Origin of the sequence: Actinacidiphila guanduensis (genome assembly GCF_900103985.1) — a bacterium.
Taxonomy (GTDB): domain Bacteria; phylum Actinomycetota; class Actinomycetes; order Streptomycetales; family Streptomycetaceae; genus Actinacidiphila; species Actinacidiphila guanduensis.
The window spans coordinates 227,568-252,285 of record NZ_FNIE01000001.1; the positions used below are offsets into that span (position 1 = coordinate 227,568).

General features: G+C 72.3%; 19 protein-coding genes and 2 pseudogenes. 4 read left to right on the forward strand and 17 right to left on the reverse strand.

What is annotated here, in order from left to right; genetic code table 11:
- Positions 1–169 precede the first annotated feature (169 nt).
- Together BLR33_RS01085 and BLR33_RS01090 are read left to right on the forward strand one after the other, a co-directional pair.
- Positions 170–1,882 carry a glycoside hydrolase family 9 protein gene (locus tag BLR33_RS01085; RefSeq protein WP_093782305.1) on the forward strand — a complete coding sequence of 571 codons (1,713 nt, stop codon included), beginning with the start codon at positions 170–172 and terminating at the stop codon, positions 1,880–1,882.
- A 30-nt stretch (positions 1,883–1,912) separates the two neighbouring features.
- On the forward strand, positions 1,913–2,899 hold the full coding sequence (locus BLR33_RS01090) for a BadF/BadG/BcrA/BcrD ATPase family protein (protein WP_176930063.1): 987 nt from the start codon (positions 1,913–1,915) through the stop codon (positions 2,897–2,899).
- A 92-nt stretch (positions 2,900–2,991) separates the two neighbouring features.
- Here the strand turns inward: BLR33_RS01090 and BLR33_RS01095 are convergent.
- The 16 genes and pseudogenes from BLR33_RS01095 to BLR33_RS01165 form a co-directional block, all read right to left on the reverse strand.
- Positions 2,992–3,684 (reverse strand): annotated as a pseudogene (locus BLR33_RS01095) (SDR family NAD(P)-dependent oxidoreductase).
- Between the two features lie 149 nt (positions 3,685–3,833).
- Positions 3,834–4,676 carry a helix-turn-helix domain-containing protein gene (locus BLR33_RS01100; RefSeq protein ID WP_245771062.1) on the reverse strand — a complete coding sequence of 281 codons (843 nt, stop codon included), beginning with the start codon at positions 4,674–4,676 and terminating at the stop codon, positions 3,834–3,836.
- A 426-nt stretch (positions 4,677–5,102) separates the two neighbouring features.
- Positions 5,103–6,107, reverse strand: coding sequence for an SIS domain-containing protein (locus BLR33_RS01105; protein WP_093782307.1), 1,005 nt, complete (start codon positions 6,105–6,107; stop codon positions 5,103–5,105).
- Complete coding sequence (locus BLR33_RS01110; RefSeq protein WP_093782308.1) at positions 6,104–7,252, reverse strand: Gfo/Idh/MocA family protein; 1,149 nt, start codon at positions 7,250–7,252, stop codon at positions 6,104–6,106. Before BLR33_RS01110 ends, BLR33_RS01105 begins: the two co-directional genes overlap by 4 nt.
- Positions 7,249–7,995 (reverse strand): sugar phosphate isomerase/epimerase family protein, encoded by a 747-nt coding sequence (locus tag BLR33_RS01115; RefSeq protein ID WP_093782309.1) that lies wholly within the window; start codon positions 7,993–7,995, stop codon positions 7,249–7,251. Before BLR33_RS01115 ends, BLR33_RS01110 begins: the two co-directional genes overlap by 4 nt.
- Positions 7,992–10,076 carry a primary-amine oxidase gene (locus BLR33_RS01120; RefSeq protein ID WP_245771063.1) on the reverse strand — a complete coding sequence of 695 codons (2,085 nt, stop codon included), beginning with the start codon at positions 10,074–10,076 and terminating at the stop codon, positions 7,992–7,994. Before BLR33_RS01120 ends, BLR33_RS01115 begins: the two co-directional genes overlap by 4 nt.
- 38 nt (positions 10,077–10,114) lie before the next feature.
- On the reverse strand, positions 10,115–10,900 hold the full coding sequence (locus BLR33_RS01125) for a GntR family transcriptional regulator (RefSeq protein WP_093782310.1): 786 nt from the start codon (positions 10,898–10,900) through the stop codon (positions 10,115–10,117).
- On the reverse strand, positions 10,873–11,913 hold the full coding sequence (locus BLR33_RS01130; protein WP_093782311.1) for a Gfo/Idh/MocA family protein: 1,041 nt from the start codon (positions 11,911–11,913) through the stop codon (positions 10,873–10,875). The genes BLR33_RS01125 and BLR33_RS01130 overlap by 28 nt, the downstream gene beginning before the upstream one ends.
- Complete coding sequence (locus tag BLR33_RS01135) at positions 11,910–12,890, reverse strand: NAD-dependent epimerase/dehydratase family protein (protein ID WP_093782312.1); 981 nt, start codon at positions 12,888–12,890, stop codon at positions 11,910–11,912. The genes BLR33_RS01130 and BLR33_RS01135 overlap by 4 nt, the downstream gene beginning before the upstream one ends.
- A complete protein-coding gene (locus BLR33_RS01140; protein ID WP_218136585.1) occupies positions 12,887–13,702 on the reverse strand; it encodes a sugar phosphate isomerase/epimerase family protein in 816 nt (271 codons plus the stop codon). The genes BLR33_RS01135 and BLR33_RS01140 overlap by 4 nt, the downstream gene beginning before the upstream one ends.
- Positions 13,695–14,369 carry a ThuA domain-containing protein gene (locus BLR33_RS01145; protein ID WP_218136586.1) on the reverse strand — a complete coding sequence of 225 codons (675 nt, stop codon included), beginning with the start codon at positions 14,367–14,369 and terminating at the stop codon, positions 13,695–13,697. The genes BLR33_RS01140 and BLR33_RS01145 overlap by 8 nt, the downstream gene beginning before the upstream one ends.
- A 47-nt stretch (positions 14,370–14,416) precedes the next feature.
- Positions 14,417–16,093 carry an ABC transporter substrate-binding protein gene (locus BLR33_RS01150; RefSeq protein ID WP_218136587.1) on the reverse strand — a complete coding sequence of 559 codons (1,677 nt, stop codon included), beginning with the start codon at positions 16,091–16,093 and terminating at the stop codon, positions 14,417–14,419.
- A gap of 120 nt (positions 16,094–16,213) precedes the next feature.
- A complete protein-coding gene (locus BLR33_RS01155; RefSeq protein ID WP_245771064.1) occupies positions 16,214–17,341 on the reverse strand; it encodes an ABC transporter ATP-binding protein in 1,128 nt (375 codons plus the stop codon).
- On the reverse strand, positions 17,338–18,438 hold the full coding sequence (locus BLR33_RS35745; RefSeq protein WP_245771119.1) for an ABC transporter ATP-binding protein: 1,101 nt from the start codon (positions 18,436–18,438) through the stop codon (positions 17,338–17,340). Before BLR33_RS35745 ends, BLR33_RS01155 begins: the two co-directional genes overlap by 4 nt.
- Before the next feature lie 144 nt (positions 18,439–18,582).
- Positions 18,583–19,410, reverse strand: a pseudogene (locus BLR33_RS35750) (ABC transporter permease); the annotation flags it as partial.
- A gap of 3 nt (positions 19,411–19,413) precedes the next feature.
- Entirely contained in the window at positions 19,414–20,391 is a 978-nt protein-coding gene (locus tag BLR33_RS01165; RefSeq protein WP_093782316.1) for an ABC transporter permease, read from the reverse strand.
- Between the two features lie 429 nt (positions 20,392–20,820).
- Between BLR33_RS01165 and BLR33_RS01170 the strand changes: the two genes are divergently transcribed.
- Complete coding sequence (locus BLR33_RS01170) at positions 20,821–21,765, forward strand: zinc-dependent alcohol dehydrogenase (RefSeq protein ID WP_093782317.1); 945 nt, start codon at positions 20,821–20,823, stop codon at positions 21,763–21,765.
- Between the two features lie 61 nt (positions 21,766–21,826).
- Positions 21,827–22,672: a GntR family transcriptional regulator gene (locus tag BLR33_RS01175; protein ID WP_245771065.1), complete on the forward strand. Its 846-nt coding sequence runs from the start codon at positions 21,827–21,829 to the stop codon at positions 22,670–22,672.
- Positions 22,673–22,777: 105 nt separating this feature from the next.
- Here BLR33_RS01175 and htpG read toward each other — a convergent pair whose 3' ends face one another.
- Positions 22,778–24,700 carry a molecular chaperone HtpG gene (gene htpG / locus BLR33_RS01180; RefSeq protein WP_093782318.1) on the reverse strand — a complete coding sequence of 641 codons (1,923 nt, stop codon included), beginning with the start codon at positions 24,698–24,700 and terminating at the stop codon, positions 22,778–22,780.
- Between the last annotated feature and the right edge of the window lie 18 nt (positions 24,701–24,718).

The window sequence follows — 24,718 nt, forward strand, 5'->3', positions numbered from 1 at the left end:
GCGGGACGTTGTGCGGTGGGACCAGGTCCGTGGAGTCCGACCGCCCGGGCACCACCGAGGAGCCCAAGGCGTACCACTATTGACCACTCACAGTCCACTGCATACCTTTACGGTCAACGCAGGCCGGCGATCCGCGCCGGCCGCTTCACCGGGCGGGGTACAGCGGCTGATGACGGTCCGGACGAGGGACGGCGCGCCCCGGGTGCTCACCGCGCACCTGGGATGGAGCGCCGGCGCCGACAAGGCACTGGTCGCCGAGGTGCCGGACGGGCTCGCCCCGCGCAGCGCCGTGCTCGAAGGGCCGGACGGCACCCGCGAGTTGACCGCCGGGCCGGTGCAGGCGGTGCCGGGCTGGCACACCGGGCCCTACGTCCGCATCCCGCTGCCGCCGGACCTGCCGCCGGGCCGCCACACGCTGCGCCTCACCGACGGCAGCGGGCGCACCTGCGCCGCCGAGCCGTTCGAGATCGGCCCCGACCGGCTGCAGCGCCAGACGATGTCCGACGTGCTCGCCTACTTCAAGGCCATGCGCTCCAGCGGCGAGATCGACCGCAAGGACCGGCACGCGCACCTGTGGGGCGACGAGTCGGGCCGGACGGTCGACGCACGCGGCGGCTGGCTCGACGCCAGCGGCGACACCAGCAAGTTCCTCAGCCACCTCACCTACACCCGCACCATGAGCCCGCAGCAGACACCGCTGTGCGCCTGGGCGATGGCCGCCGCCCGCGACGCCGTCGCCCGGCGGCACCCGGCGCTGCTGCGCTCGCTCGGCACGCGCCTTCGCGACGAGGCGCTGTGGGGCGCGGACTTCCTGGTCCGCTTTCAGGCGCCCGAGGGCTACTTCTACACCGGCATCTTCGACGCGCTCACCAAGCAGCTGGACGAGCGCGTCATCACCGCGCCGCTCGCCGAGTGCGTGCGCACCGACCGCTACCAGGCCGCCTACCGCCAGGGCGGCGGCCTCGCCATCGCCGCCCTGGCCCGAGCCTCTACCCTGGACGACACCGGGGAGTTCGGCCGCGAGCGGTACCTGCGGGCCGCCCTCACCGGCTTCGCGCACCTGGAGGCGCACAACACCGCGTACCTCGACGACGGCACCGAGACCGTCCTCGACGACTACGCGGCCCTGCTCGCGGCGAGCGAACTCGTCGGCGCCGGGGCGCCGGTGCAGGCCGCCGCCCGGCGCCGGGCCCGCTCGCTGATCGGCCGCTACGTCCGCCCCGGCGACGGGCCCGGGTGGTTCCGCGCCGATGAGGAGGGCCGGCCCTTCTTCCACGCCGCCGAGCCCGGGCTGCCCGTGGTGGCCCTGGTCCGCTTCGCCGAGGTCCTGGCCGACGCGCCCGAGGCCCCCGTCGCCCGCGCGCTCGCCGTCGAGGCGATGGAGGACACGCTGCGGCGGACCGCGGCCGTGCCGAACCCTTTCGGGTACCCGAGGCAGCGCGTGCAGCCCCTCGGCGGCACACCCCGTGACGCCTTCTTCTTCCCGCACGCGAATGAGACGGGCTACTGGTGGCAGGGCGAGAACGCCGGCATCGCCTCCTTCGCGGCCGCGGCCGCGCTCACCGCGGGGCTCGACGGCGTCGGCGCCGCCACCGCGGCACGGCTGCTCGCCTTCGCCGACGACCAGCTCGCCTGGATCACCGGCCGCAACCCGTACGACATGTCGATGCTCCAGGGGCGCGGACGCAACAACCCCGAGTACGAGTCGGACTTCCCGAACCTGCCGGGCGGCATCGTCAACGGGATCACCTCCGGGTGGACCGACGAGGAGGACGTCGCCTTCCTGCCGCCGGACGCGCCCGCGGGCGAGAGCTGGCGGTGGGCCGAGCAGTGGATTCCCCACACCGGATGGTTCCTCCTGGCCGTGGCCACGGCCCGCTGACCTTTGCTCCCCCTCGAAAGGAGGGTCTCCGTGACCCCACCGCCCGCAGCCGCCCGGGTCGTCGTCGGCATCGACATAGGGGGCACGAAGACGCATGTCCTCGCAGACGGCTCAAGGGGTGCGGCTGCCCGCCGCGAAGGGTCCCTCACGACGCCGGGTGCCGCCGGGACCTCGGCCGAGGGCGCAGCCCCCAACTCCCCTGCTGAGGTGGACGTGGTGGTGCCGTCGGAAGGGTGGTCGGCCACGCCAGTCGAAGGGGCCGCGCAGTGGATCACCGAGGTACTGGCGCGGGCCGGGGTCGGGAAGGTCGATGCGCTGGCTGTCGGCGCGCAGGGGTGCGAGGAGCCCGCACACGCCGAGGAGTTGCGGGACGCCCTGCGGGAACGGCTGGGCGGGGTACCGGTCCTGGTCGTGAACGATGCCGAACTGCTGCTGCCCGCCGCCGGGTTGGAGCGGGGGATCGCCCTGATCGGGGGTACGGGGGCGATCGCCGTACGGTCCGACGGCGCCGGGACGACGTGGCGGGCCGGTGGTTGGGGCTGGGTGCTCTCCGACGACGGCAGCGCCTCCGCGCTGGTGCGGGACGCGGCTCGGGCCGTACTTGCCGCGGCCGACCTCGGTGGCCCGCCGGGGCTGCTGGCGAGGCGGCTCCTCGAAGCGGTGGGGGTGCCCGGAATCCCGGAGCTGGCGCTCGCTTTGAGCTGGGGGGAGGCGCCGGAGCACTGGGGGCGGTACGCGCCCGCGGTGGTGGGGGCCGCGGAGGAGGGCGACGAGACCGCGCGAACTGTTCTTGCCGCGGGGGCCCGTGCGCTCGCGCGTCTGGTCGATGTCCTCACCGCCCGTACGGGCGGTACCCCCGAACCGGTCGTGGCGGCGGGCGGCTTGCTGACAGGGGTCCCCTCCTACTGGGCCGCGGTCGAGTCCCACCTCCGTACGGCCCACCCCGCCCGCGACATCCGCCTCCTCACGTCCCCGCCGGCCACCGGGGCGCTCGCGCTGGCGTACGGCCTGCTCTGAGACCGACCGGCAAAGCGATCACTTGAGGCGGCGGCTGGTGGGTCGGCCGTCCCAGCGGTAGCGGCCGTGGGCCTGCCGGATCAGCGGCGAGTTCACCACGGGAGATTCCCGAACCGGTCGATGAACTGTCCCGTCGGCCCGTCCGGGCCGATCGTCGCCAGGGTCACGATGGACTCCGCGCCGTCGGCGACGCTGTGTCCCAGGCCGCCGGTGAAGTCGGTCGCGGTCTGCCCGGGGTCCGCGGCGTTCACCTTCACGTCCTTCAGTTCCTTGGCGTACTGCGTCGTGAGCATCGTGACCGCGGCCTTCGAGGCGCAGTAGAGGGGCAGGGCTTACTGCGACTCGATCCGCGCCGGGTCCTGCGTCATACCGAAGGAGCCCATCCCGCTGGACACGTTGACGATGACGGGGTTCGGCGACTTGCGCAGCAGCGGGAGGAAGGCGTGCGTGACGCGCACGATCCCGACGACGTTCACGTCGAGCACAGCGCTCATGTCGGCCGCGGTGTACTCCTCGACGGGGCCGACCTTGCCGAGGACGCCGGCGTTGTTGACCAGGACGTCGATCGTTCCCTCATGCGCGGCGACATCCGCGGCCGCGGCCCGGACCGAGGCGTCGTCGGTCACGTCGATCTGAACGAACCGGGCGCCGAGCGACTCGGCCGCGGCCCGACCGCGCTCACGGTGACGGGCACCGAGGAGGACGGTGTGCCCCGCCTCCACAAGGCGACGAGCGGTTTCAAAACCGAGGGACTTGTTGGCCCCGGTGATGAACGTGGTGGTCATGGCTCCTCCTGGTCCGAGCAGCACGGTCGTGCGCTGTTCACGCACTCCATGCTGGGTTCCCGGGAGGGTCGGCGGGAGCTACGGGACTTCCTGGTACCGCGCGTACCCCCCAGCAGCCCGGTCCGCCGGGCGAAGCAGAACGCGGGCCTTCATCCCTGAGGAGACATCGTCTGAACCCCGATGGCCGCAAGGAATTCGAGTTTGCCGCGGGCGTCGGTGTCAGGCTGCGGCGTGTAGACCACGAGGCGGAGGTCCGTGTCCTGGGTGTTGAGGATGTCGGAGTTCATGGCGATGTCTCCGACATCCGGGTGCCGGACGAGTTTGTGCGCACTCCGGTGACCGCCCACCGCTCGGCGGCTCCACAACTCGCAGAACCGGGGGCTGAGGTTCAGCCTCGACACCAACGCCGCGAGGTCGGGGTCGCCGGGGTACCGGCTCGTCGTCGCGCGCAGGTCGGCGACGAGGGACTCCTCGAACGCCGCCCGCTCGGCCGCCGTCTGCCGAACCCGGGGCAGCTCACCGAGGAACTGCCAGACCAGGACGTTGCGGTCTCCCGCGCCGCGGACCGTGGGATCGCCGAACGTGGCCGCGAACAGCGGATTCCAGTGCAGCAGCTGCCAGGTGGCGTCGTAGACGGCCAGCGGGTTGCCGACGAGCTGGTCCACGATCCGGTACAGGCTCTCTGGGATCATTCGCGGAACCCGGCTCGGATCCGTTGCGTGACCCGCCATGCGCAAAAGGTGGGCATACTCGTCGTCGGACAGATGCAGGGCTCGCGCCAGGGCCGAGCAGACCTGCGCCGAGGGTGTCGCCACCCGTCCCTGCTCCAGCCGGACCACGTACTCGACCGAGATGCCGGCCAGCGCCGCCAGCTCCGCGCGTCGCAGGCCGGGGACCCTGCGGGGTGAGCCGTGTGCGAAGCCCACCGTCGCGGGGTCCAGCCGGTCCCGCCACGCCCGCAGCGCGGCACCGAGTTGATCCATGCGCACCATCTTCCCGCACACCCCGCCCCGCCGGGTGGTACGCGCTGTACCACGAAGTCCCGGCTGCCCGCCGCGGGGGTTCCTGTCTCGTCGCGGCCCGCACCTCGCCTTGGGCTGGTGGGGGTGCCCCCTCTGGGGGAGCAGTTCCCCGCGCCCCCAAGAAACGGCAACCCGCCGTAGGAGCTGCCCACGTTCCCAGCCGCAGGCCGGTGGCCCGCTGAGCGCGCATTTCCTCCCCCAGAGCTTCGCCTGGGACGTACCCCAGCGCCCCCTGGGTGGTACGGCCTCGCCCTGCGCCAAAGGGCAAGGTTTTCAGGGGCGCTGGGGGTACCCCCACGCGAAGCTGTGGGGGAGGAACTGCGCGCACAACCGGCCACCGGGCGGCAGGCGGCGACGGCGGCGAACCCCAGCGGCGAGATTCCGCCCCCGCCCCTCTTACGGCACCTTCGTGTCCGCGTTGTGGAAGACGAACTCCTCGATGTCGACGCCGCGGAGTTCCGCGACCGCGGCCACCAGGATCTGGGTGACGAGGATCTCGATCACCGCCCGCTGGGACGCGGGGAGCGCGGGGACGCGCAAGGGGTGGAGGTGGGGGCGGGGATCGACGGGCTGGGCCGTGACGAGGATGACGGGGTGGCCCGCGTCGGCGAGGGCGGCCGCCGCCGCGTGCTCGCGGGCGTCGCCGAAGATGACGTGGACCCCGCCCCCGGCGGACTCCATGGCCCCGTGGAGGTACTGCCGCGTGCTCATGCCCGTGGAGGGGATGCGCGCGACCTCGCGGAAGAGCAGCGCGCTCTCCTCGGCGGAGCCCACCGCGGGGCCGGCCCCGACGAAGTCCGCCGAGGTCGCCTCGGCGAAGAGCGGCGCCAGCGCCCGTACCGGCTCGTCCAGTTCCTTCTCGGCGGTGGCGAACACCGATCCCAGCTCCGCCCAGCCGGGGTCCACCGTTCCGCCGTCCCAGGCGTCGGCGAGCAGCCCGAGGGCGGCGACGGTCGCCGTGTAGCCGATCGTCGAGGCGTAGCTGTCGGCGATGCTGCCCAGGTGCAGCAGCCCCTCGCTGGCGTCGGCGATCGGCGAGGGCACCATGTTGACCACGGCGAACCGCCGCTCGCGCGGCACGGATTCGAGCACGGCCAGCGTCTCGGCGCTGCGCCCGCTCTGCGAGACGCCGACGATCGGGTGGGAGCTGGCGGGGAACGGCAGCGGGTGGTCCCCCGCGCCGAGCCGCCACGCGTGCACGCCGCGGGCCCGCAGCTCCCAGACGGGCGCGCACGCGGCGGCAAGGCTCGCGCCTATCGCGACGAAGACGGGACCGGGGCCACGCAGCCCGCCGGCCGCGGCGAGGTCGCTCACCGAAGCGGTCAGCCGGGCGACGGCCGCCTCCAGTTCCTCGGCCTGGGTGGCACGGGCGGCCGTGTAGGCGAGGTGTCCGTGGCTCATGACTGCTCCGTAGCGTCGTGGATGGCGTCGTGGGTCCGCGTGGTCGGGTCCCACAGTGGGGGGATCGGGGGCACGGCCGGGGCGGTGCTCTCCACCCGTACCGGCGCCGCGCGGGCGATGGACTCCTCGACGGCGAGCATGACGTCGAGTACGTGGTAGGCCAGCTCCCCGCCGGCCCGCGGCCGCGTCCCGGCCCGGATCGCGCGGGCCATCTCCAGGACGCCGACGCCCCGCCCGCACGGCACGCCCTCGGCCGGGACGGTCCGCCAGGGGGCGTCGCGTTCGGTGCTGGTGAGCAGCCGGGTCGGGCCGTCGAAGCCGCTGACGGGGACCTCCAGGACGCCGCCGCTGCCGGTGATCTCGAACAGCTGGCGCCGCACGGCGGAGTCGAAGCTGTAGACGGAGGTGCCGACGACCCCGGAGGCGAAGGTGGTCACGACGCTGACGTGCGTGGGCACCTCGACCGGGAAGCGGGTGCCCGCGTCGGGCCCGGCCGCGATGGTGCGCACGGCCTGCGCGGTGTGCCCCTGGGCGCTCACCGACACCACGGGGCCGAGGAGCTGGACAAGCGCGGTGACGTAGTAGGGGCCGATGTCGAGCAGCGGTCCGGCGCCCTTGGCGAAGAGGAACTGCGGCCGCGGGTGCCACAGGTCGGGTCCCGGCCCCTGCATCAGGGTCAGGACGGTCTGCGGGGTGCCGACGGCTCCGGCGGCCAGCAGCCGGTGGGAGGTCTGGATCGCCGGGCCGAGCACGGTGTCGGGCGCGTTGCCGACGGCGACCCCGCGGGCGGCGGCCGCGTCCAGGACGGCGCGGGCGCTCTCGCGGCCGAGCGCGAGCGGCTTCTCGCTCCACACGTGCTTGCCGGCCTCGATGGCGGCGAGCGCCACCTCGGTGTGAGCGGCGGGCACGGTCAGGTTGACCACGAGGTCGACGTCGTCGCGGCGCAGCACCTCCTGCGGGCTGCCCCAGACCGGCACGCCGAACTCCTCCGCGCGCGCCCGGGCCCGTTCGGGCAGCAGGTCGGCGACGGCGGTCACGGCGAGGTCGGGGAAGCCGGCCAGGGTGGTCAGGTACTCCCCCGCGATGTCGCCCGCGCCGATCAGCGCGACCCGGGTGGGCCCCCCGGCGGGGGCGGCGGGGCTCACGCGGCCGCCCCGGCGAGGAAGTAGCGGGCGTTGGACTCCACCAGCGGCCACACATCGCTGTGGTGGGCGACGACCTCCACGACGGGCAGCTCCAGCGCGGGCGCGGCCAGCGCCAGCACCTCGTCCATCCGCCCGGTGGCGTCGACCCCGAGCACGGGCCGGTCGTTGCCGGGTTCGCGGTCGCGCACGACGTGCAGCAGCCGGACCCGCTCGCCGAGCCGCGGCAGCAGCTCGAAGACGTCCGCGCCGCCGACCCCGGCCCAGTAGACGTCGAGTTCGAGGACGACGCGGGGGTCGAGGAGCGAGACCAGCAGCTCGTAGGCGGGGACGCCGTCGATGTGCTGGGCGAACTCGAAGTCGTGGTTGTGGTAGCCGATGCGCAGGTCCCGCCCGGCGGCGAGTTCGGCGGCGCTGTTGAGGGCGTCGGCGAGGCGCTGCACGCCGGAGCGGTCGGCGATGCTCTCCGGCGGCACGTAAGGGGTGATCACGGTCCGGGCACCGAGTTCGGCGGCGGCGTCCAGGACGGTCGCGGCGGGCTGCCGCAGCACCGAGGAGTGCGCGGTGGTGGCCTCGAGTCCGGCGTCCCGCAGGGCCGTTGCGAGCCCGGCGGGGTCGGTGAGGATGTCGAAGGGCTCGGCGTGGCTGAACCCCGCGGCCTTCAGCCGGGCGAGGGTGCCGCCGAGCCGCGCGGGTCCGATGTCGTCGCGCACGCTGTAGAGCTGGATGCCCAGCGGGGCTGTCATGCGTCGGCCTTTCCGTGGTCGGAGTGCGGGTCGTGGTGCTCGTGGTGCCGGCCTGCGTGCTGGCCTGCGTGCTGGTCGGGGTGCTGGTCTGCGTGCTGGTCGCAGGTCCCCCCGCAGCCGCAGCCGCCCGTGGCGCCGCCGGCCGGCCCGGGCCCGCAGTGGTCCGCGTGCGAGGGCGGGATGTCGAGGGTGGGGTTGCGGTCGAAGAAGCCGTAGGGCTTCAGGACGAACCCGGCGGAGTCGACCGGCATCACCGGCCAGTCCTCCGGCCGCGGGAAGTGGGTGAGCCCGAAGGTGTGCCAGAGCACGATGTCGGTGGTGTCGACGTTGCGGTCGGCCGCGGTCCATGCGGGCAGCCCGGCGCCGCCGGAGTGCATGTTGACCAGGTCGCCGGCCGGGTACGCCTCGTCCGGGGCGTACGGGGTGACCCACAGGTGCTTGGTGCCGAAGGTGGCGCGGGCGTGGATGTCGGACTGCTCGTCGGCGAGCAGCACCGGCCGCCCCTCGGGGTGCAGCATGTAGCCGACGGGCTGCCCGAGCCGGTTGCGCACGGCGGGGTTGGTCACCAGCCAGGAGCGGTTGCGGGTGTTGTCGGCCAGGCGCTGCGCCTGCGACTCGGTGCGCAGCCGGACGCTGCTCTGGGTGAAGCCGCTGCCGGTCGGGTTGTCCGGGCCGCGGGGTACGAGCACGGCCTCCACCTCGTCCACGGCGTTGTCGGTGCCGTCGACGGCCATGTCCAACCGGGCGCTGAACAGGTGCTGGTGGTAGGGGGCGCCGAGGCCGGGGGCGAGTTCGGAGGCGTAGGCGTAGCCGGGTCCGGGCAGCGCGGAGGTGAAGACGACCCCGGTGGCCTTGACCTCCAGGGCGATGGAGCCGTCGAGCGAGAGGTACCAGTAGAAGCCGTAGTCGTAGTTGCCGACGGTGACGAAGAAGGAGATCACCAGGCGGCGGTTGCGGCGCGAGTCGCTGTGGCCGTTCCAGTTGTCGGTGTGCTTCCACAGGATGCCGGTGTCCTCCTCATGGATGCAGATCGCCTGGGGAACGGTGCGCGGGGCGCCGGTGGGGTCGGCGAGCTGCACGTCGAGGTAGGTGATGTCGCCGACGCAGTCGCAGCCGAGTTCCAGGGAGTTGGCGAAGCCGCCGAGCAGGTATTCACCGCAGTCGAAGAAGTTCTGGAACCAGCGCTGCGGGCTGGGGTCGCCGTAGGGCACGGTCATCTCCGCGATGGAGGCGCGGTAGAGCACGGATCGGCTCCGGCCGGCGTCGTCCAGGCAGATGTTGCGCAGCACCAGGCCCTCGCGCTGGTCGAAGCCGATCTGCAGGGTCCAGCCGAGCCACTCCAGCACCCCGTCGGCGTCGACGGTGAAGCTCGGGCCCTGCGGCTGGGTGATCTCGATGGGCTTGACGCCCGCGCGCGGCGGCAGCCCGACCCAGGCCGGGTCGTGGTAGTTGCCGTCCTCCTGCGGTACGGGCAGGTCGGCGTGGTCGGAGACGTCCAGGACCTCGCGGGTGACGACGTCCACGACGACGGTGACGCCGTCCACCGGGTGCGCCCAGCCGAGGTCGTCGGGGTCCTTCTGCACGAAGGTGAAGCAGCGCTGCAGCCGCCGCCCGGCCTCGCCCTCGCCGGCCACGCCGGCCGACAGGGGGTTCACCCGCAGCTGGGAGAGGTCGGTCAGGCCGCGTCTGCGCATGGCGGCCAGCCAGCGCTCGTCGCGGTGCACGATCTCCTCGACGAGGCCGAACTCGGCGAGGACCACCGGCACATGGCCCTCGGTGGCGACGTCGATGACCCGCGCCGAGACGATCCGGTCCTCCTGCGGGCAGGCCGTGACGTCGTGGGACACGCCGGTGCGCAGGTCCACCAGGAGCGCGCGGAAGCGGCGGGCGCCCTGGACGCCTGCGAGCAGGTCGTGCTTGTCGGGTTCGGCCAGGCCGAAGAAGGACACGTGCGTGTCGGGGCCGAGCAGCCCTTCGCGCGCCATGAGGTCGCGGCAGGCGGTGATCTCCGCCGCGCTCGGGGAGGCCAGGGCGGCGGCCATGGCGCGGGTGCCGTAGCGGTGGGTGGGTGCAGTGGTCACGAGGGCTCCGCTGGTGCGAGGAGGGGCGGGCATCGCGGTCAGTCGCCCAGCGCCCGCGCGAAGGAGGTGCGCAGCCGGTAGCGGTCGCCGGCGTAGGCGATCACCGAGGACAGCAGCGGCACCTGCGTGCGGTCGCGGACGATCTGCCGCATCTCGAGGACGGGGGTGCCGGCCGCGGTACCCAGATGGCCGGCGAGCGCCACGTCGGCGGGGCGCGCCTCGATCGTGGTGTCGGCCTGGGCGAGCTGGTGGCCCAGGCCGGTGAGCGTGTCGTAGAGGGAGCGGGCGGTGAAGTCCACGGCGTCGAAGCCGACGGCGATGCCGGCGGGGACCAGGGAGCGGTCCACGGCGATGGGGACGCCGTCGAGCATCCGCACCCGGTCGAGCCGGTAGAGCGGGGTGCCGGGGGCGATGCGGAACGCCTCGGCCTCGTCGAAGCCGGCCGGGCCGGTCTCGCGGCGCAGCACCTTCGAGGTGGCGGACAGGCCGAGGCGGCGGGCGGTCTCGGTGAAGGACTCCAGGGTGTTGGGCCACTCCTGGCGGCCGGGCTCGCCGACGTACCAGCCGCGGCCCTGGGCCGGGTGCAGCACGCCGTCCTCGACCAGCGCGGCCAGTGCCCGGCGCAGGGTGACCCGGGAGATGCCGAGCAGCCGGCACAGCTCGCGCTCGGGCGGCAGCCGGGCGCCGGCGGCGACCTCGCCGCCGGCGATCCGGTCCCGCAGCGCGGCCTTGGCCTGCAGCCACAGCGGCTCGGGGTGGTCCGCGGCGAGCACGTCGCCGGCCGCGCGGCCGGCGCTCACGCCGGGGTCCGGACCCGCTCCCATGTGCCGGAGCGCATGGAGGCGTAGGCGGCGTCGAGGACGTGGTTGACGACCACGCCGTCCTCGAAGGTCTCCCGGGGCGTCTCGCCGCGCGCGAAGCACTCGGCGAAGTGGCGCATCTGCTGGCTGAAGCCGTAGGCGCGGGCCTCCTCGGGCACCGGGTAGACCCAGCCGGTCTCGGCGTCGGCCTTCTCCACCAGGTAGCCGGCCGGGTGCTCGATGAAGCCCCACACCGGGGTGGCGGAGGTGTCGGTGACCAGGCGGCCGGCGCTGCCGACGAGTTCGTGCCGCAGCTGCATGCCGCCCTTCTCGATCCAGGAGGACTCCACGGTGGCGAGCTGGCCGCCGGCGAACTTCAGCAGCGCGATGGCGGTGTCCTCGCCGGTGGTGCGCTCGCCGTGGGCGAGGGTGGCGCCCCAGGCGAAGACCTCGGTGATGGGGTTGTCCTTGCCGAAGAAGTGCCGGGCGGACTCCACGGTGTGGCAGCCCATGTCGAGCAGGGCGCCGCCACCTGCGGTCTCGGCGTCCCAGAAGTGGGGCGCGTGCGGGCCGGAGTGGGCCTCGCGGGCGCGCATGGTGAGCAGGTCGCCGATGGCGCCCGCGGCGACCATCTCGTGCGCCTTGGCGATGTTGGGCGAGAACACCGAGCTCTCGGCGTAGCCGTGCCAGATACCGGCGGCGCGCACCACGTCGAGGATGGCGCTCGCCTCGGGCCCGGTGCGCGCGAGCGGCTTGGTGCACACCACGCCCTTGCCCGCGGCGGCGACCGCCTGCACGGCTGCCAGGTGGGCCTCGTTGGGCACGGCGACGACGACGAGGTCGACGGCCGGGTCGGCGCACAGCGCGGCCATGTCGTCGTAGGCGCGTGCTGCGGGGGCCCATTTGCGGGTCAGGGCCTCGGCTCGGGTGATGTCGCGCGAGCAGGCGGCCACCAGCTCCGCGGTGCGCACGTCCTGGAGGGCGTCGGCGTAGGTGTCGCCGATGAACCCCGAGCCGATCAGGCCGATGCCGATCACGTGGTCTCTCCTTGCAGCAGGGCGTCGAAGGCGCGGTCGAGGGCCTCGTCCGCCGCGCGCAGTTCGGGGTGGGCGTCGTAGTGGGCGATCACCTCGCGGGCGCCCTCGGCCAGCGAGACGCGGGGGGCGAAGCCGGGCACGAGGGTGCGCAGCCGGGTGGTGTCGAAGAGCATCGAGTGCCGGAAGTCGTGCTCCAGGACGTCGGCCCAGCCGGAGATGTGGCGGGCGATGTCCTCGCTGGAGCGGTGCCGCAGCAGCGGCGCCCGCACCCCGGCCGCGTTCGCGAGCGCGAGGTGGATCTGGTCCCAGGTGAGGATGTCGCCGCTGACCACGTTGACGCTCTCGCCGATGGCGTGCCCGTTGCCGAGCAGGGGGACGAAGGCGCGGGCGAAGTCGCTCGCGTGCATCAGGGACCACAGCGAGGTGCCGTCGCCGTGCACGACGACGGGCTTGCCGGCCCGCATCCGCTCGATCGCGGTCCAGCCGGACAGCAGCGGCACGGCCGTGCGGTCGTAGGTGTGGAAGGGCCGCACGATCGTCAGCGGCAGGCCGCTGGTGCGGTAGGCGTCCTCCAGCAGCAGTTCGCAGGCGACCTTGTCGCGGGCGTAGCCGAAGACGGGCTGGCGGCGCGGGCTGGACTCGGTGATGGGCAGTTGCGGCACGGGGCGGCCGAAGACCGAGCAGGTGCTGATGAAGACGTACTGGCCGGTGCGGCCGGTGAACAGCGCCGGGTGGTCGCGGATGTCGTCGGGGGTGAAGCCGACCCAGTCGACGACCGCATCGAACTCCTCGCCGCGCAGGGCGGCGCGCAGGGCCGCGGTGTCGCGGACGTCGGCGCGGATCTGCCGGACGGCGTCCGACGGCGGGCGTTTGGGCGCGGAGCGGGTCACGATGGTCAGGTCCGTGCCCTGCTCCACGGCGTACGCGCCCGCCGCCGAGCCGATCATCCCGGCGCCGCCGAGGAACAGCACCCTCATGCCTGCTCCTCGGTCGGCGCCGGGACGTCTCCGCCGCGGGTGAGGCCGCGGCCGGTCAGGTGGTCGTGGGAGCGGCGCAGCGCCTCGAAGGTGTCGAGGTGCAGGCGTTCCAGCTCCACGATGTGCCACTGGAGTCCGGACGGTGTGGTGAGCGTGCGCTCCCAGTCGATCCGGCCCTCGCCGATGGGCACCATGACGTCCTCCTCGTAGGAGACGGCGGGGCCGTCCTTGACGTGCAGCAGCCGGGCGCGGCTGCCGAGGCGGGCGAGCACCTCCGCGGGGTCGGCGCCGCCCATCACCGCCCAGTAGGCGTCGAGTTCGACGACGACGCGCTCGTCGAGCGCGTCCAGCAGCAGGTCGTAGGCCTGCCGGCCGTCGAAGGTGTTCGCGAACTCGGCGAAGTGGTTGTGGTAGGCGATGGCCATGCCGCGGGCGGCGGCGTTCTCGGCGGCCTCGTTGACCCGCTGGACGCCGCGGCGGATGGCCTCGGGCGAGTCGAACTCCTCGCGCTCCATGCTCCACACCAGGGTGCGGGCGCCCAGTTCCTCGTTCTCGTCCAGCAGGCGCTCGGCGTCCTTGCCGGCCGGGAAGGGGGTGTGGGCGCTGGTCAGGGTGAGCCCGGCGGCGGCGATGGCGTCGCGGACCCGGGCCGGGCCGAAGTGCTCGACCAGGCCGTAGGTTTCGATGCCGAGGTAGCCGAGGGCGGCCAGGCGGGCGAGGGTGCCCTCCAGGTCGGCGCGGGCCTGGGCGAGGACGGTGTACATCATGACGCCGAGCGCGGGGCGGGCGTCCTGTGTCGCGGTCTCAGTCACGGCCGGCCGCCCACAGCATCGCCTGCCGGATCAGGGTGCGCACCGGCGGCTCGCCCCAGGACCGCATGTCGTGGCCGAGGGCGAGGTAGACCACCCGCCCGGCGCCGTACTCCTTGGCGTACAGCACCGGGATGGCGACGCCGTCCGCGCGGTGGCGCTGCGCGAGGATCTGCACCTCGCCCTCGGCGAACTCGAACTCGTAGTACTCGTCGAAGAGTTCGAAGTCGTCCACGCCCTTGGTGATCGGGTGGTCGGCGATGATCTCGATGGTGTGCCGCCCCTCGTGGTGGCCGGGGCCGTGCGAGAGGTAGCGGTTGCCGAGCAGCTCGAACAGGGGGCGGTCGGCGGGGTCCAGGCCCTCGCCCTGCCAGCCCATGATGTTGGCGCCGTGCACCCCGACCAGGCCCTTGCCGGCGCGCACGGCGTCGGCGAGCGCCTGCTGCTGGGCCGTCGCGAAGTGGCCGCCCGCGGTGTAGAAGAGGTAGACCTCCGCCTCGGCCGTCTCCGGTCGGGGGTCGGCGAAGCGGTTGGTGCCCATGGCCGCGCGGGTGCTGAACCCGGCCTCGGTGCCCAGCTGCCGGAAGACTCCGGCGGCGCTGAGCAGGTCGTGGTGGATGTCGTCGCCGTTGACGACGACCATGGCTCTGGGCGTCGAGAGGTGGGGCATGGCTCTCCTGACGGGGTGGTGGGGCGGGCGGCCGGACGTGCGCGGGATCAGGCCGGCTTGAGCCGCAGGGCGACGACGGGGTTGGGCACGGGGCTGAAGTAGGGGTTGTCCGGGCTCGGGAAGCCGGTGGCCTTCGCGGTGCTCCAGTTGCCGTAGGTGCCCCAGTAGAACATCGGGATCCAGGGCAGGTTCTCCACGAAGATCTTCTCGATGCCGTCGAGGATCTGCTGCCGCTGGGCGTCCGTGGTCGCCTTCGGGTACTCCTTGAACAGCTGGGCGGCCTCGTCGTTCTTGAACCGCTCGATGTTCTGGTACGTCGGGGTGGCCTTGCCGATCGGGTAGTACAGGTTGGGGTTGATCGTGTCGTTGTAGTACGAGAAGGCGCGCGGCGCGGAGTCGACCGGGTAGCCCATCGTGGAGTCGAAGTCGCCCTTGGCGGTCAGGGTGTTGATGTCGGTGACCGTCGTGGTGTCGATGGTGAGCTTGATGCCGATGTCCTTCAGCTGCGAGACCAGCACCTGCACCCGGGAGGCGATGTCGGTGTACGCCGAGGGGAAGGTGATGGAGAACTCCAGCCGCTTGCCGCCCTTGTGGTAGTAGCCGTCGCCGCCCTTGGTGTAGCCGGCGTCCTCCAGGGTCTGGCGGGCCTTGGCGACGTCCTGGGTGAAGTCGACGCCCTTGTAGGCGGGGGCGATCGAGGAGGTGTACGCCGGCATCGGCAGGCCGGTGACGGAGGTGGCCGGCGGCGAGCCGGTGGCCCCGCCGACCTGCTTGCGGTTGACACCGAGGCTGATCGCCCGGCGTACCGCCAGGTCGCTGAGCGGCCAGCGCTCCAGGTTGGGGATGAGGCCGTCGGTGCCGGCCAGCGGCGCCCAGTAGTGGTAGTCCTTGCTGCGGCTGAGGTAGGTCTTCTCGGCGTTGGCGATGTAGGTGCCGCCCCAGTCCGCCTGGCCCTGCACCAGGGCGTTGGTCATGCCCTCGTTGTCCTTGTAGGCCACGAACCGCAGCTGCTTGATCTGCGCCTTGGCCTGCCAGTAGTTCTCGTTGCGGACCAGCAGCAGGCTCTGCGCGGAGAACTGCTTGAGCTGGTAGGGCCCGGTGCCGACCGGGTCGGAGTCGACGTACTTCGTGGGGTCCTTGACGGTGGACCAGATGTGCTTGGGCACGATCGCCGAGGAGACGATGTTGGTGAAGAACTGCTCGGAGGGCGTGGCGAAGGTGAAGACGACCTGGGTGGGGCTGGGCGCGGTCACCGTGGTGAATTCGATGCCGAGCATGTTCAGCGCGGGGAACTTCTTCAGCATGGTGTAGGTGAACACCACGTCGTCGGCGGAGAAGGCCGTGCCGTCGGTCCACTTCACGCCGGACTGCAGGTCGCAGGTGAGCGTCTTGTTGCCGTCGCTCCACCGCCACGCCTTGGCCAGCCAGGGGATGTCGTGGCCGATGTCCACGGTGTTGATCTGCACCAGCGGCTCGTAGATGAAGTTGCCCTGGCCCGGGGAGGCGTAGGTCAGGCCCTGGGCGGTGTTGGGCAGGAAGGGGTTGAAGGTGCGGGCGAGGTTGTCGGACTGGCCGGCGACGGTGAGCGTGTCGCTGCCGCCGCTGGAGCCGCCGGCGGAGGGCTGGCAGCCGTAGAGGGCGAGGCTGCCCGCGCCCGCCAGGGCACCGGCGAGGAGGCCGCGTCTGGTCATGCCCGACGCGAGGGGCGACTGCGAAGTGGTCACGGGCGTCTGCTCCTTGGGGATGGGACGAGCGAAGGGCGGGGCACAGCTGGGGTGTTCGGGGGGATCGGAGCGGGGGGATCGCGGGCGATGTCGGGGGGCCGGGCGGCGAACGGCCCAGGCTCAGGCGGGAGTCGGCGGCGGATCGGCGGGGCCGGTGCCCCCGGCGGTACCTGCCTTTCCGGTGGCCGCGGCGTTCTCGGCCCGCTTGGCGCGGGCCTCGGCGTCGTCGGCGTACAGCCAGCAGCGGGTGGTGTGACCGGGTGAGATCTCGTGGCTGTCCGGCACGGTGGTCGCGCAGCGCTCCATGGCGAACGGGCAGCGCGGGTGGAAACGGCAGCCGGCCGGCGGGTCGATCAGGCTGGGCGGCTGGCCGATGTCGCGGACCCGGCTGCCGGCCGGGCGCGAGGGGTCGGGCGCGGAGGAGATCAGCAGCTGGGTGTAGGGGTGGGCAGCCTGCTGGGTGACGGCCTCGGAGGGTCCCTGCTCGACCAGTTGCCCGGCGTACATCACGGCGGTGTCGGCAGCGAAGTAGCGGGCGGAGGCGATGTCGTGGGTGACGTAGAGCATCGCCGCGTTGCGTTCCTCGGTGAGGCGGCGCAGCAGGTTGAGCACGCCGAGCCGGATGGAGACGTCGAGGCTGGAGACGGGTTCGTCGGCCAGGAACACCTCGGGTTCTGCGGCCAGCGCGCGGGCGATGGAGATGCGCTGGAGCTGCCCGCCGGACAGTTCGTGCGGGAACTTCTCGGCGAACTGCCGGGGCGGGGTGAGGTTGATCTGTGTGAGCAGGTCCTCCACCAGGGCGGCCCGCTCCTTGCCCTTGCGCTCCGGGTGGTGCAGCGCGACCGCGCGGCCCAGGGTGCCGGCGATGGTGGCCACCGGGTTGAAGGAGCCGAACGGGTCCTGGAGGATCAGCTGGACCGCCCGGACGTGCTCGCGGAAGGCCCGCCCGCGCTGGGCCCTGACCGGCTTGCCGTGCAGCAGCACCTCGCCGGAGGTGACCGGGTGCAGCTGGGCGAGCAGCCGGGCCAGCGTCGACTTGCCGGAGCCCGACTCGCCGACCAGCGCGGTGATGCGGCCCGCGTACAGGTCGAGGGAGACGTCCTCGACCGCGTGCACGACCCGGCGGGCGACGCCCCGGCGCGGCAGCCCGCCGCGGGCCGGGAAGTGCTTGGTGACGTGGACCGCCTGGAGCACCGGGGGCCCGCCGGCCGGTGCGGTGGCCGGGGCCGTCATGGTCTGCTCGCTCATCGGGCCTCACCTGTGGCCAACTCGTCGGTGCTCTGGCTCTGTTCGCCCGTCAGGCCGTTGGGTGCTCCCGGTTCGTGCAGCAGGCAGGCCGCCTGGGCGGTGCCGCCGCCGGGGGCGGGGACCGGCACGAGCTGCGGAACCCTGGTGGTGCAGGCGTCGAAGGCCGCCGGGCAGCGCGGGGCGAAGGCGCAGCCCGCGGGCAGCCGGCGCAGGTCGGGCGGGGAGCCGGGGATGCCGGTCAGCTCCCGTCGCGGCCCGCCGAGGGTCGGGAAGGAGGCCAGCAGCCCGCGGCTGTAGGGGTGCTGGGGGCGCCGGTAGAAGTCCTCGGCGGCCGCCTGCTCGACGATCCGCCCGCCGTACATCACCGCGATGGTGTCCGACAGTTCGATCAGCAGCGACAGGTCGTGGGTGATGAAGACCACCGAGAAGCCGAGCCGGTCCTTCAGCTCCATGATCTTCTCGACGATCTGCCGCTGGATGACGACGTCGAGGGCGGTGGTGGGCTCGTCCATGACGATGATCTCGGGGTCCAGGGCGAGCCCGACGGCGATCATCGCGCGCTGCCGCATGCCGCCGGACAGCTCGTGCGGGTAGGAGTCGGCGCGGTCGGCGGGGATGCCGACGATGCCGAGCAGTTCGACCACCCGGGCGGCCCGCTCCTGCGCCGTCATCCGCGGCCGGTGGGCGACGATCACGTCCTCGATCTGGGCGCCGATCCGCAGCACGGGGTTGAGGGCGTGCATCGCGGACTGGAAGACGATGGACAGCTCCTCCCAGCGGAAGTCCCGCAGTTCGGCGTCGTCCAGGCCGAGGACGTCCACGGTGGAGCCGTCGGGCCGGGTGTAGTGGATCTCGCCGTGGGAGATCTCGGCCGGCGGCTTGTGCAGCCGGGTGATGGCGTAGGCGAGGGTGGACTTGCCGGAGCCGGACTCGCCGGCGATGCCGAGCACCTCGCCGCGGCGCAGGGTGAAGGAGACGTCGTCCACCGCGGGGGTGCGGCCGCCGCCGTCGCCGACGTAGTCCACCTTCAGGTGGCGCACGTCGAGGATGACGTCGGTGCTGTCCTGGGTGAAGGGCGCGGCCGCCGGGCGGCGCACGGCCGGGGCGCCCTTGCGCACCCGGGGCCTGCGGCGGGCGGTGACCTGGGCGCGCTGGGCCTTCTTGGTGCCGATGCCGGCCTGCCGCAGCCGCGGGTTGATGAACTCGTCGATGCCGAAGTTGACCAGCGCGAGCGCGGTGCCGACCACGGCGATGGCGAGCCCGGCGGGGACGAACCACCACCAGGCGCCGGTGAGCAGGGCGCTGCCGGTCTGCGCCCAGTAGAGGATGGTGCCCCAGGACCACTGCGTGACGTCGGCCAGACCGAGGAACGCCAGGCTCGCCTGGGTGAGGATGGCGAAGGTGACGGTGCTCAGGAACGAGGCGGCGATCACCGCGACCTGGTTGGGCAGGATGTCGCGGACGATGATCCGCCAGGTCGGCTCGCCGGTGGCCCGGGCGGCCTCCACGAAGTCGCGTTTGCGCAGGGAGAGGGTCTGCGCCCGCAGCACCCGGGCGCCCCAGGCCCAGCTGGTCACCGTGATCACCAGGATGATGCCGAGCGAGCCGCTGTGCGGCAGGTAGGCGGCCAGGATGATGGTCAGCGGCAGGCTGGGCAGGACCAGGAAGACGTTGGCGAGCAGGGAGAGCACCTCGTCGCCGATGCCGCCGAGGTAGCCGGCGGTCACCCCGACCAGGACCGACAGGGCGGTGGTGAGCACCGCGGCACCGAAGCCGACCGCCATGGAGGCGCGGGCCCCGTAGAGCATCTGGGACAGCACGTCCTGGCCGTTCTGGGTGGTGCCGAGCCAGTGGGCGCCGGACGGCCCGGCCAGGGTGGTGTCGCTGACCGCCGAGGGGTCGTAGGGCGAGATCCAGGGGGCCAGGACCGCGAGGACGAGGAAGGCCAGGGTGATCACGAGGCCGGTGACGGTCAGCGGGGAGCGCAGCAGGCGGCGCCACAGGCGGGCGGCGCCCTGTGCCGGGTCGGCGGCGGCCTCGGGTTCGGCGAGTGCGGCGTGCACGGCCATGGTTCAGCTCTCCCTTGTCCGCGGGTCGAGGAAGACGTAGGCGATGTCGGCGGCCAGGTTCGCCAGCAGCACCAGCACGGTGATGAGCAGGAAGATCGCGGACATCAGCGGGTAGTCGGCGGCTTGGGCGGCCTTGAAGAGCACCGAGCCGATGCCGGGGTAGTTGAAGACCACCTCGGTGACGATGGAGCCGCCGACGACGAAGCCCAGCGACATCGCGAAGCCGGACAGTGAGGGCAGCATCGCGTTGCGGGCAGCGTAGCTGTACATCACCCGGCGCTTGGGCAGGCCCTTGGCCTCGGCCAGCCGGACGTAGTCCTCGCTGAGGGTGGTGACCATCATGTTGCGCATGCCGATCAGCCAGCCGCCGACCGAGGCCGCGGTGATGGTGGCGGCGGGCAGGATCGCGTAGTTGACGGCGCTCTCGATGAAGCCGGCGTTCAGCCCGATGGTCTGGTCGACGGCGTAACCGCCGGACAGCGGGAACCACTTGAGGGTGATCGCGAAGAGGTAGACGACGATGATCGCGAACCAGAAGTACGGGATGGACGACAGGAACGTGGTCACCGGGACCAGCGTGGAGTCCAGCCAGGAGCCGCGCTTCCAGCCGGCGAGCATGCCCAGCGCGGTGCCGAGGACGAAGCCGAGCACGGTGGAGACGGTGACCAGGATCAGCGTCCAGAACATGCTCTGGCCGAGCACGCTGCTGACCGAGGAGGGGTAGTAGGCGTAGCTGATGCCGAAGTCGCCGGTGAAGATCGAGTGCCAGTAGCCGATGTACTGCTGCCACAGGTTCTGGCCGGACTGCCCGAACAGCACCCGCAGCGCGTGCACGGCCTGCGGGCTGAGCTTGCCGTGGAACTGGTTGATCAGGTTGTCGGCCGGGTTGCCCGGCATGATCCGCGGGATCACGAAGTTGAGGCTGATCGCCGCCCAGGCGGTGAGCAGGTAGAAGGCGGCCTTCCGCAGGATGACGCGCACCTATCGGTCCCCCTCTTCGCGGGGGTGTTCCTGGGGCTGTTCCGCGATCTGCTCGGTGATCTGTCCCGGGAGCGGGGACGGCTGGGGTATCCGCATGCGGCGGCTCGATTCAGTAGATGGCGCGTCCTCGAACGGACCGACAGTGTTCCACTTGCATACCACTTGCGGACATCGTAGTCAGGAAAGCGACCATGTCCAGAGGGTGCGCACGATGTAACCAGCCGGAAATCGCGGCTTGTTCAGCCGATGTTTCCACCGTTATGCGAACGAAAGCGGACATCACGCGCTTGAATTCAGCCATGCTCACAGCGCACCACTACTTACCACTGTGGACCACTTGACTACACTGGTCCCGTCGCTGTCCCCCACCGGTTCCGCGACCGGCCCCGGTGGTCCGCCCCTTTCCACGGCAGCAGGCAGGAGACGTACGTGAAGATCAGTCAGCTGGTCGGCCCCCGCACCTCCGAGGTGGTCGACGTCGCCGACCCCGTCCCCGGCGAGCGGCAGGTGCTCGTCGAGGTCGTGGCCTCGGGCGTGTGCACCTCCGACATCGGTCCGTGGCTGGCGCGGGACCCGGCCGCGGGGCCGCTGCGGCTCGGCCACGAGATCGTCGGCCGCGTGGTGGACACCGGCCGTGACGCCGGCCGCTGGCGCCCCGGCGACCTGGTCACCGGGCTCGGCGGCGAGGGCTTCGCGACGCTCGCGGTGATGGACGCCGACGCGGTGCTGCCGGTGCCGCCCGGGATCGAGCCCGCGCACGCCATCGGCGAGCCGGTGGCCGACCTGGAGGAGGCCCTGTCCCGTACGGGTATACGACCCGGGCACCGCGTCTCGGTGGTCGGCCTCGGCTTCATGGGTCTCGGCCTGGTGCAGCTCGCCAAGCGGCACGCACCCGGGCTGCTCGTCGGCGTGGACCCCGACCCGGCCCGCCGCGAGCGCGCCCTCGCCCTCGGCGCCGATCTCGCCTTCGCCCCCGACGAGTTGCCCGAGGAGTACCGCGCCGACACCGGCCGCCGCGGCGAGGGGCGGATGGACATCGTCCTGGAGGCGACCGGCCGCACCGCGGGCCTGGCCACCGCCGCCAGCATGGCCCGCCCGTTCGGCACCCTGTGCGTCGTCGGCTACCACCACAGCGGCGACGCTCCGATGGACATGGACCTCTGGTACAAGGCGGTCACGATCGTCAACGGCTTCTGCCCGGACCGCACCCGGCTGATGACCGCGATGAGCACCGCGCTGCGGCTCGTCGCCGAGCGGCGGTTCAGCTACGCGCCCCTGGTCACCCACCGGTTCGCCCTCCACGAGGTGGACCGGGCGTTCGCGGCCATGGAGGCGGCGGGACCGGACTTCGTCAAGGGTGTGCTGCTGCCGTGACCGGTCCCCACCCGGCGGCCCCCACGTCGCTGGCACCCCGACGGCAGGTAAAGCTATGGTGATGCGCGCAGGACGACGACTGCCTGCTGTCCATGTCGGCACCGAGCGTGACGCCGCGGACGTCCGGAACACCATGGGGGCCCTGGCCGAGATGAACGACAGTCCGGAGACCACCGGCGCGGTGCTGCCCGGTTATCCCGAGCCGCTGTGGGTCCAGGCCGCCGACGTCATCCGCGGCCAGGTGGAGCAGGGTCTGGTCAAGCCCGGTGGCCGGCTGCCGCCGGAGCGCGAGCTGTGCCGCCAACTCGGCATCAGCCGCGTCACGTTGCGCAAGGCCCTGGGCAGCCTGGTCGAGACCGGGGTGCTCAGCGCCTCGCACGGCCGCGGCTGGTACGTCTCGCGCGGCGCGCAGAAGAAGGAGTGGCCCAACAGCCTGGAGTCCTTCAGCGAGACCGCGTCCCGGATGGGCCTGACCCCGCACTCCACCGTCCTCACCTGCGAGGTCAGCGCCTCCACCATCGACGAGGCCGAGGAGCTGGCGATCGCGCCCGGCACCCCGCTGTTCCGGCTGGAGCGGGTCCGTTTCCTCGGCGAGGTCGCCATAGCGGTGGACCAGACCCGGCTGCGGCAGTCCCTGGTGCCCGGCATCGAGTCCGTCGACTTCACCTCCCGCTCGCTGTTCACCACGCTGGAGGAGGCGGGGGTCGAACCGGTGCGCGCGGACAGCACCATCGAGGCGACCCGGGCCGACGAGCAGGTGGCCGGCCAACTCGGCCTGGAGGCCGGCGCACCCGTGCTCGTCATGCGCCAACTCGCCTTCGGCGCCCAGCAGGAGCCGCTGTTCGTCTCGGTCATCCGCTACGCCGGGGACCGCTACCGGCTGCGGACGTCCTTCGCCCGCTCCTGAACGGGCCCTGACCGCCTGCCGCCAGGGCCCGCCCGGCACATCCGGCGCCGGGGCCGAGGAGGTTCCGTTGCGGAGTCCGCCCGTCCGCGCCCGGAGCGGCCGTCGCTAGAGCGTGTGCTCCAGCCGGTCGGCCACCAGGCGCACGAAGCGCGCCGGGTCGGCCAGTTCGCCGCCCTCGGCCAGCAGGGCCATACCGTGCAGGAGTTCGGCGCTCTCCTTCAGCGCGGGGTCGTCCGGCCGCTCGGCGTGGGCGGTGCGCAGACCGGCCACCAGGGCGTGGTCCGGGTTGAGTTCGAGGATGCGCTTGACCGGCGGCAGCTCCTGGCCCATCGCCCGGTAGAGGTTCTCCAGCGCCGGGGTGGCGTCATGGGTGTCGGAGACGACACAGGCCGGCGAGGAGGTCAGCCGCGAGGACAGCCGCACGTCCTTGACCTGCTCGGCCAACTCGCCCTTCAGCCACTCCAGCAGGCCCGCGTACTCCTCCTGCCGCTGCTCGCGCGCGGTCTCGGCCTCCTTCTTCTCCTCCTCGGTGCCGAGTTCGACCTCGCCCTTGGCGATCGACCGCAGCTCCTTGCCCTCGAAGGAGGGCACCGCGTCCACCCACACCTCGTCCACCGGGTCGGTGAGCAGCAGCACCTCCACCCCGCGGGCCCGGAACGCCTCCATGTGCGGGGAGTTCTCCAGCGCCTGCCGCGACTCGCCGGTGGCGTAGTAGACGAACTCCTGGCCCTCCTTCATGCGTTCGACGTAGGAGGCGAGCGTCGTGGGCTGCTCGGGGTCGTGCGTCGTGGCGAAGGAAGAGATCGCGAGCAGGGTGTCGCGGTTCTCGGTGTCGCCGATCAGGCCCTCCTTGAGCACGCGGCCGAACTCCCGCCACAGGACGGCGTACTTCTCCGGCTCGGCCGTCATCATCTCCTTGATGGTGGAGAGCACCTTCTTGGCCAGCCGGCGGTGCATCAGCTGGATCTGCCGGTCCTGCTGGAGGATCTCGCGCGAGACGTTCAGCGACAGGTCGGCGGCGTCCACCACGCCCTTGACGAAGCGCAGGTAGGGCGGCATGAGCGCTTCGCAGTCGTCCATGATGAACACGCGCTTGACGTACAGCTGGACGCCGCGCTTGTAGCCCTGCATGAACAGGTCGTGGGGGGCGTGCGCGGGGATGAAGAGCAGCGCCTGGTACTCGAAGGTGCCCTCGGCCTGGAGCCGGATGGTCTCCAGCGGGTCGTTCCAGTCGTGGCTGATGTGCTTGTAAAGCTCGTGGTACTCGTCCTCGCCGACGTCCTCGCGGGAACGGGCCCACAGCGCCTTCATCGAGTTGAGCGTCTCGGGTGCCGCGGCCTCCTCCTTCTCCCCTTCCGCGCCCGCCGATCGGTTGACCATCCGGATCGGCCAGGTGATGAAGTCGGAGTAGCGCTTGACGATCTCGCGGATCTTCCACGGCGAGGTGTAGTCGTAGAGCCGGTCCTCGTCGTCGGCGGGCTTGAGCTTCAGCGTGACGGCGGTGCCCTGCGGGGCGTCCTCGACCGTCTCGACGGTGTACGTGGACTCGCCCTTGGAGGTCCACCGCGTGCCGTGGCCCTCGCCGGCCCGCCGGGTGAGCAGCACCACCTCGTCGGCCACCATGAAGGTGGCGTAGAACCCGACGCCGAACTGCCCGATCAGCCCCTCGGTCGCGGCGCTGTCCTGCGCCTCGCGGGCCTCCTGCAGCTCCTTGAGGAAGGCGGCGGTACCGGAGTTGGCGATGGTGCCGATGAGCCCGACGACCTCGTCGTGCGACATGCCGATGCCGTTGTCCCGCACGGTGAGGGTACGGGCCTCGGGGTCGGCCTCGATCTCGATGTGCAGGTCGGACACGTCGGCGTCCAGCGTGTCGTCGCGCAGCTTCGCCAGGCGCAGCTTGTCCAGCGCGTCGGAGGAGTTGGAGACGAGTTCCCGCAGGAAGACGTCCTTGTTCGAGTAGATCGAGTGGATCATCATCTGCAGAAGCCGCTGGGCTTCCACCTGAAACTCGAACGTCTCGGTCGGCATAATCCGTGGTTCCTTCTC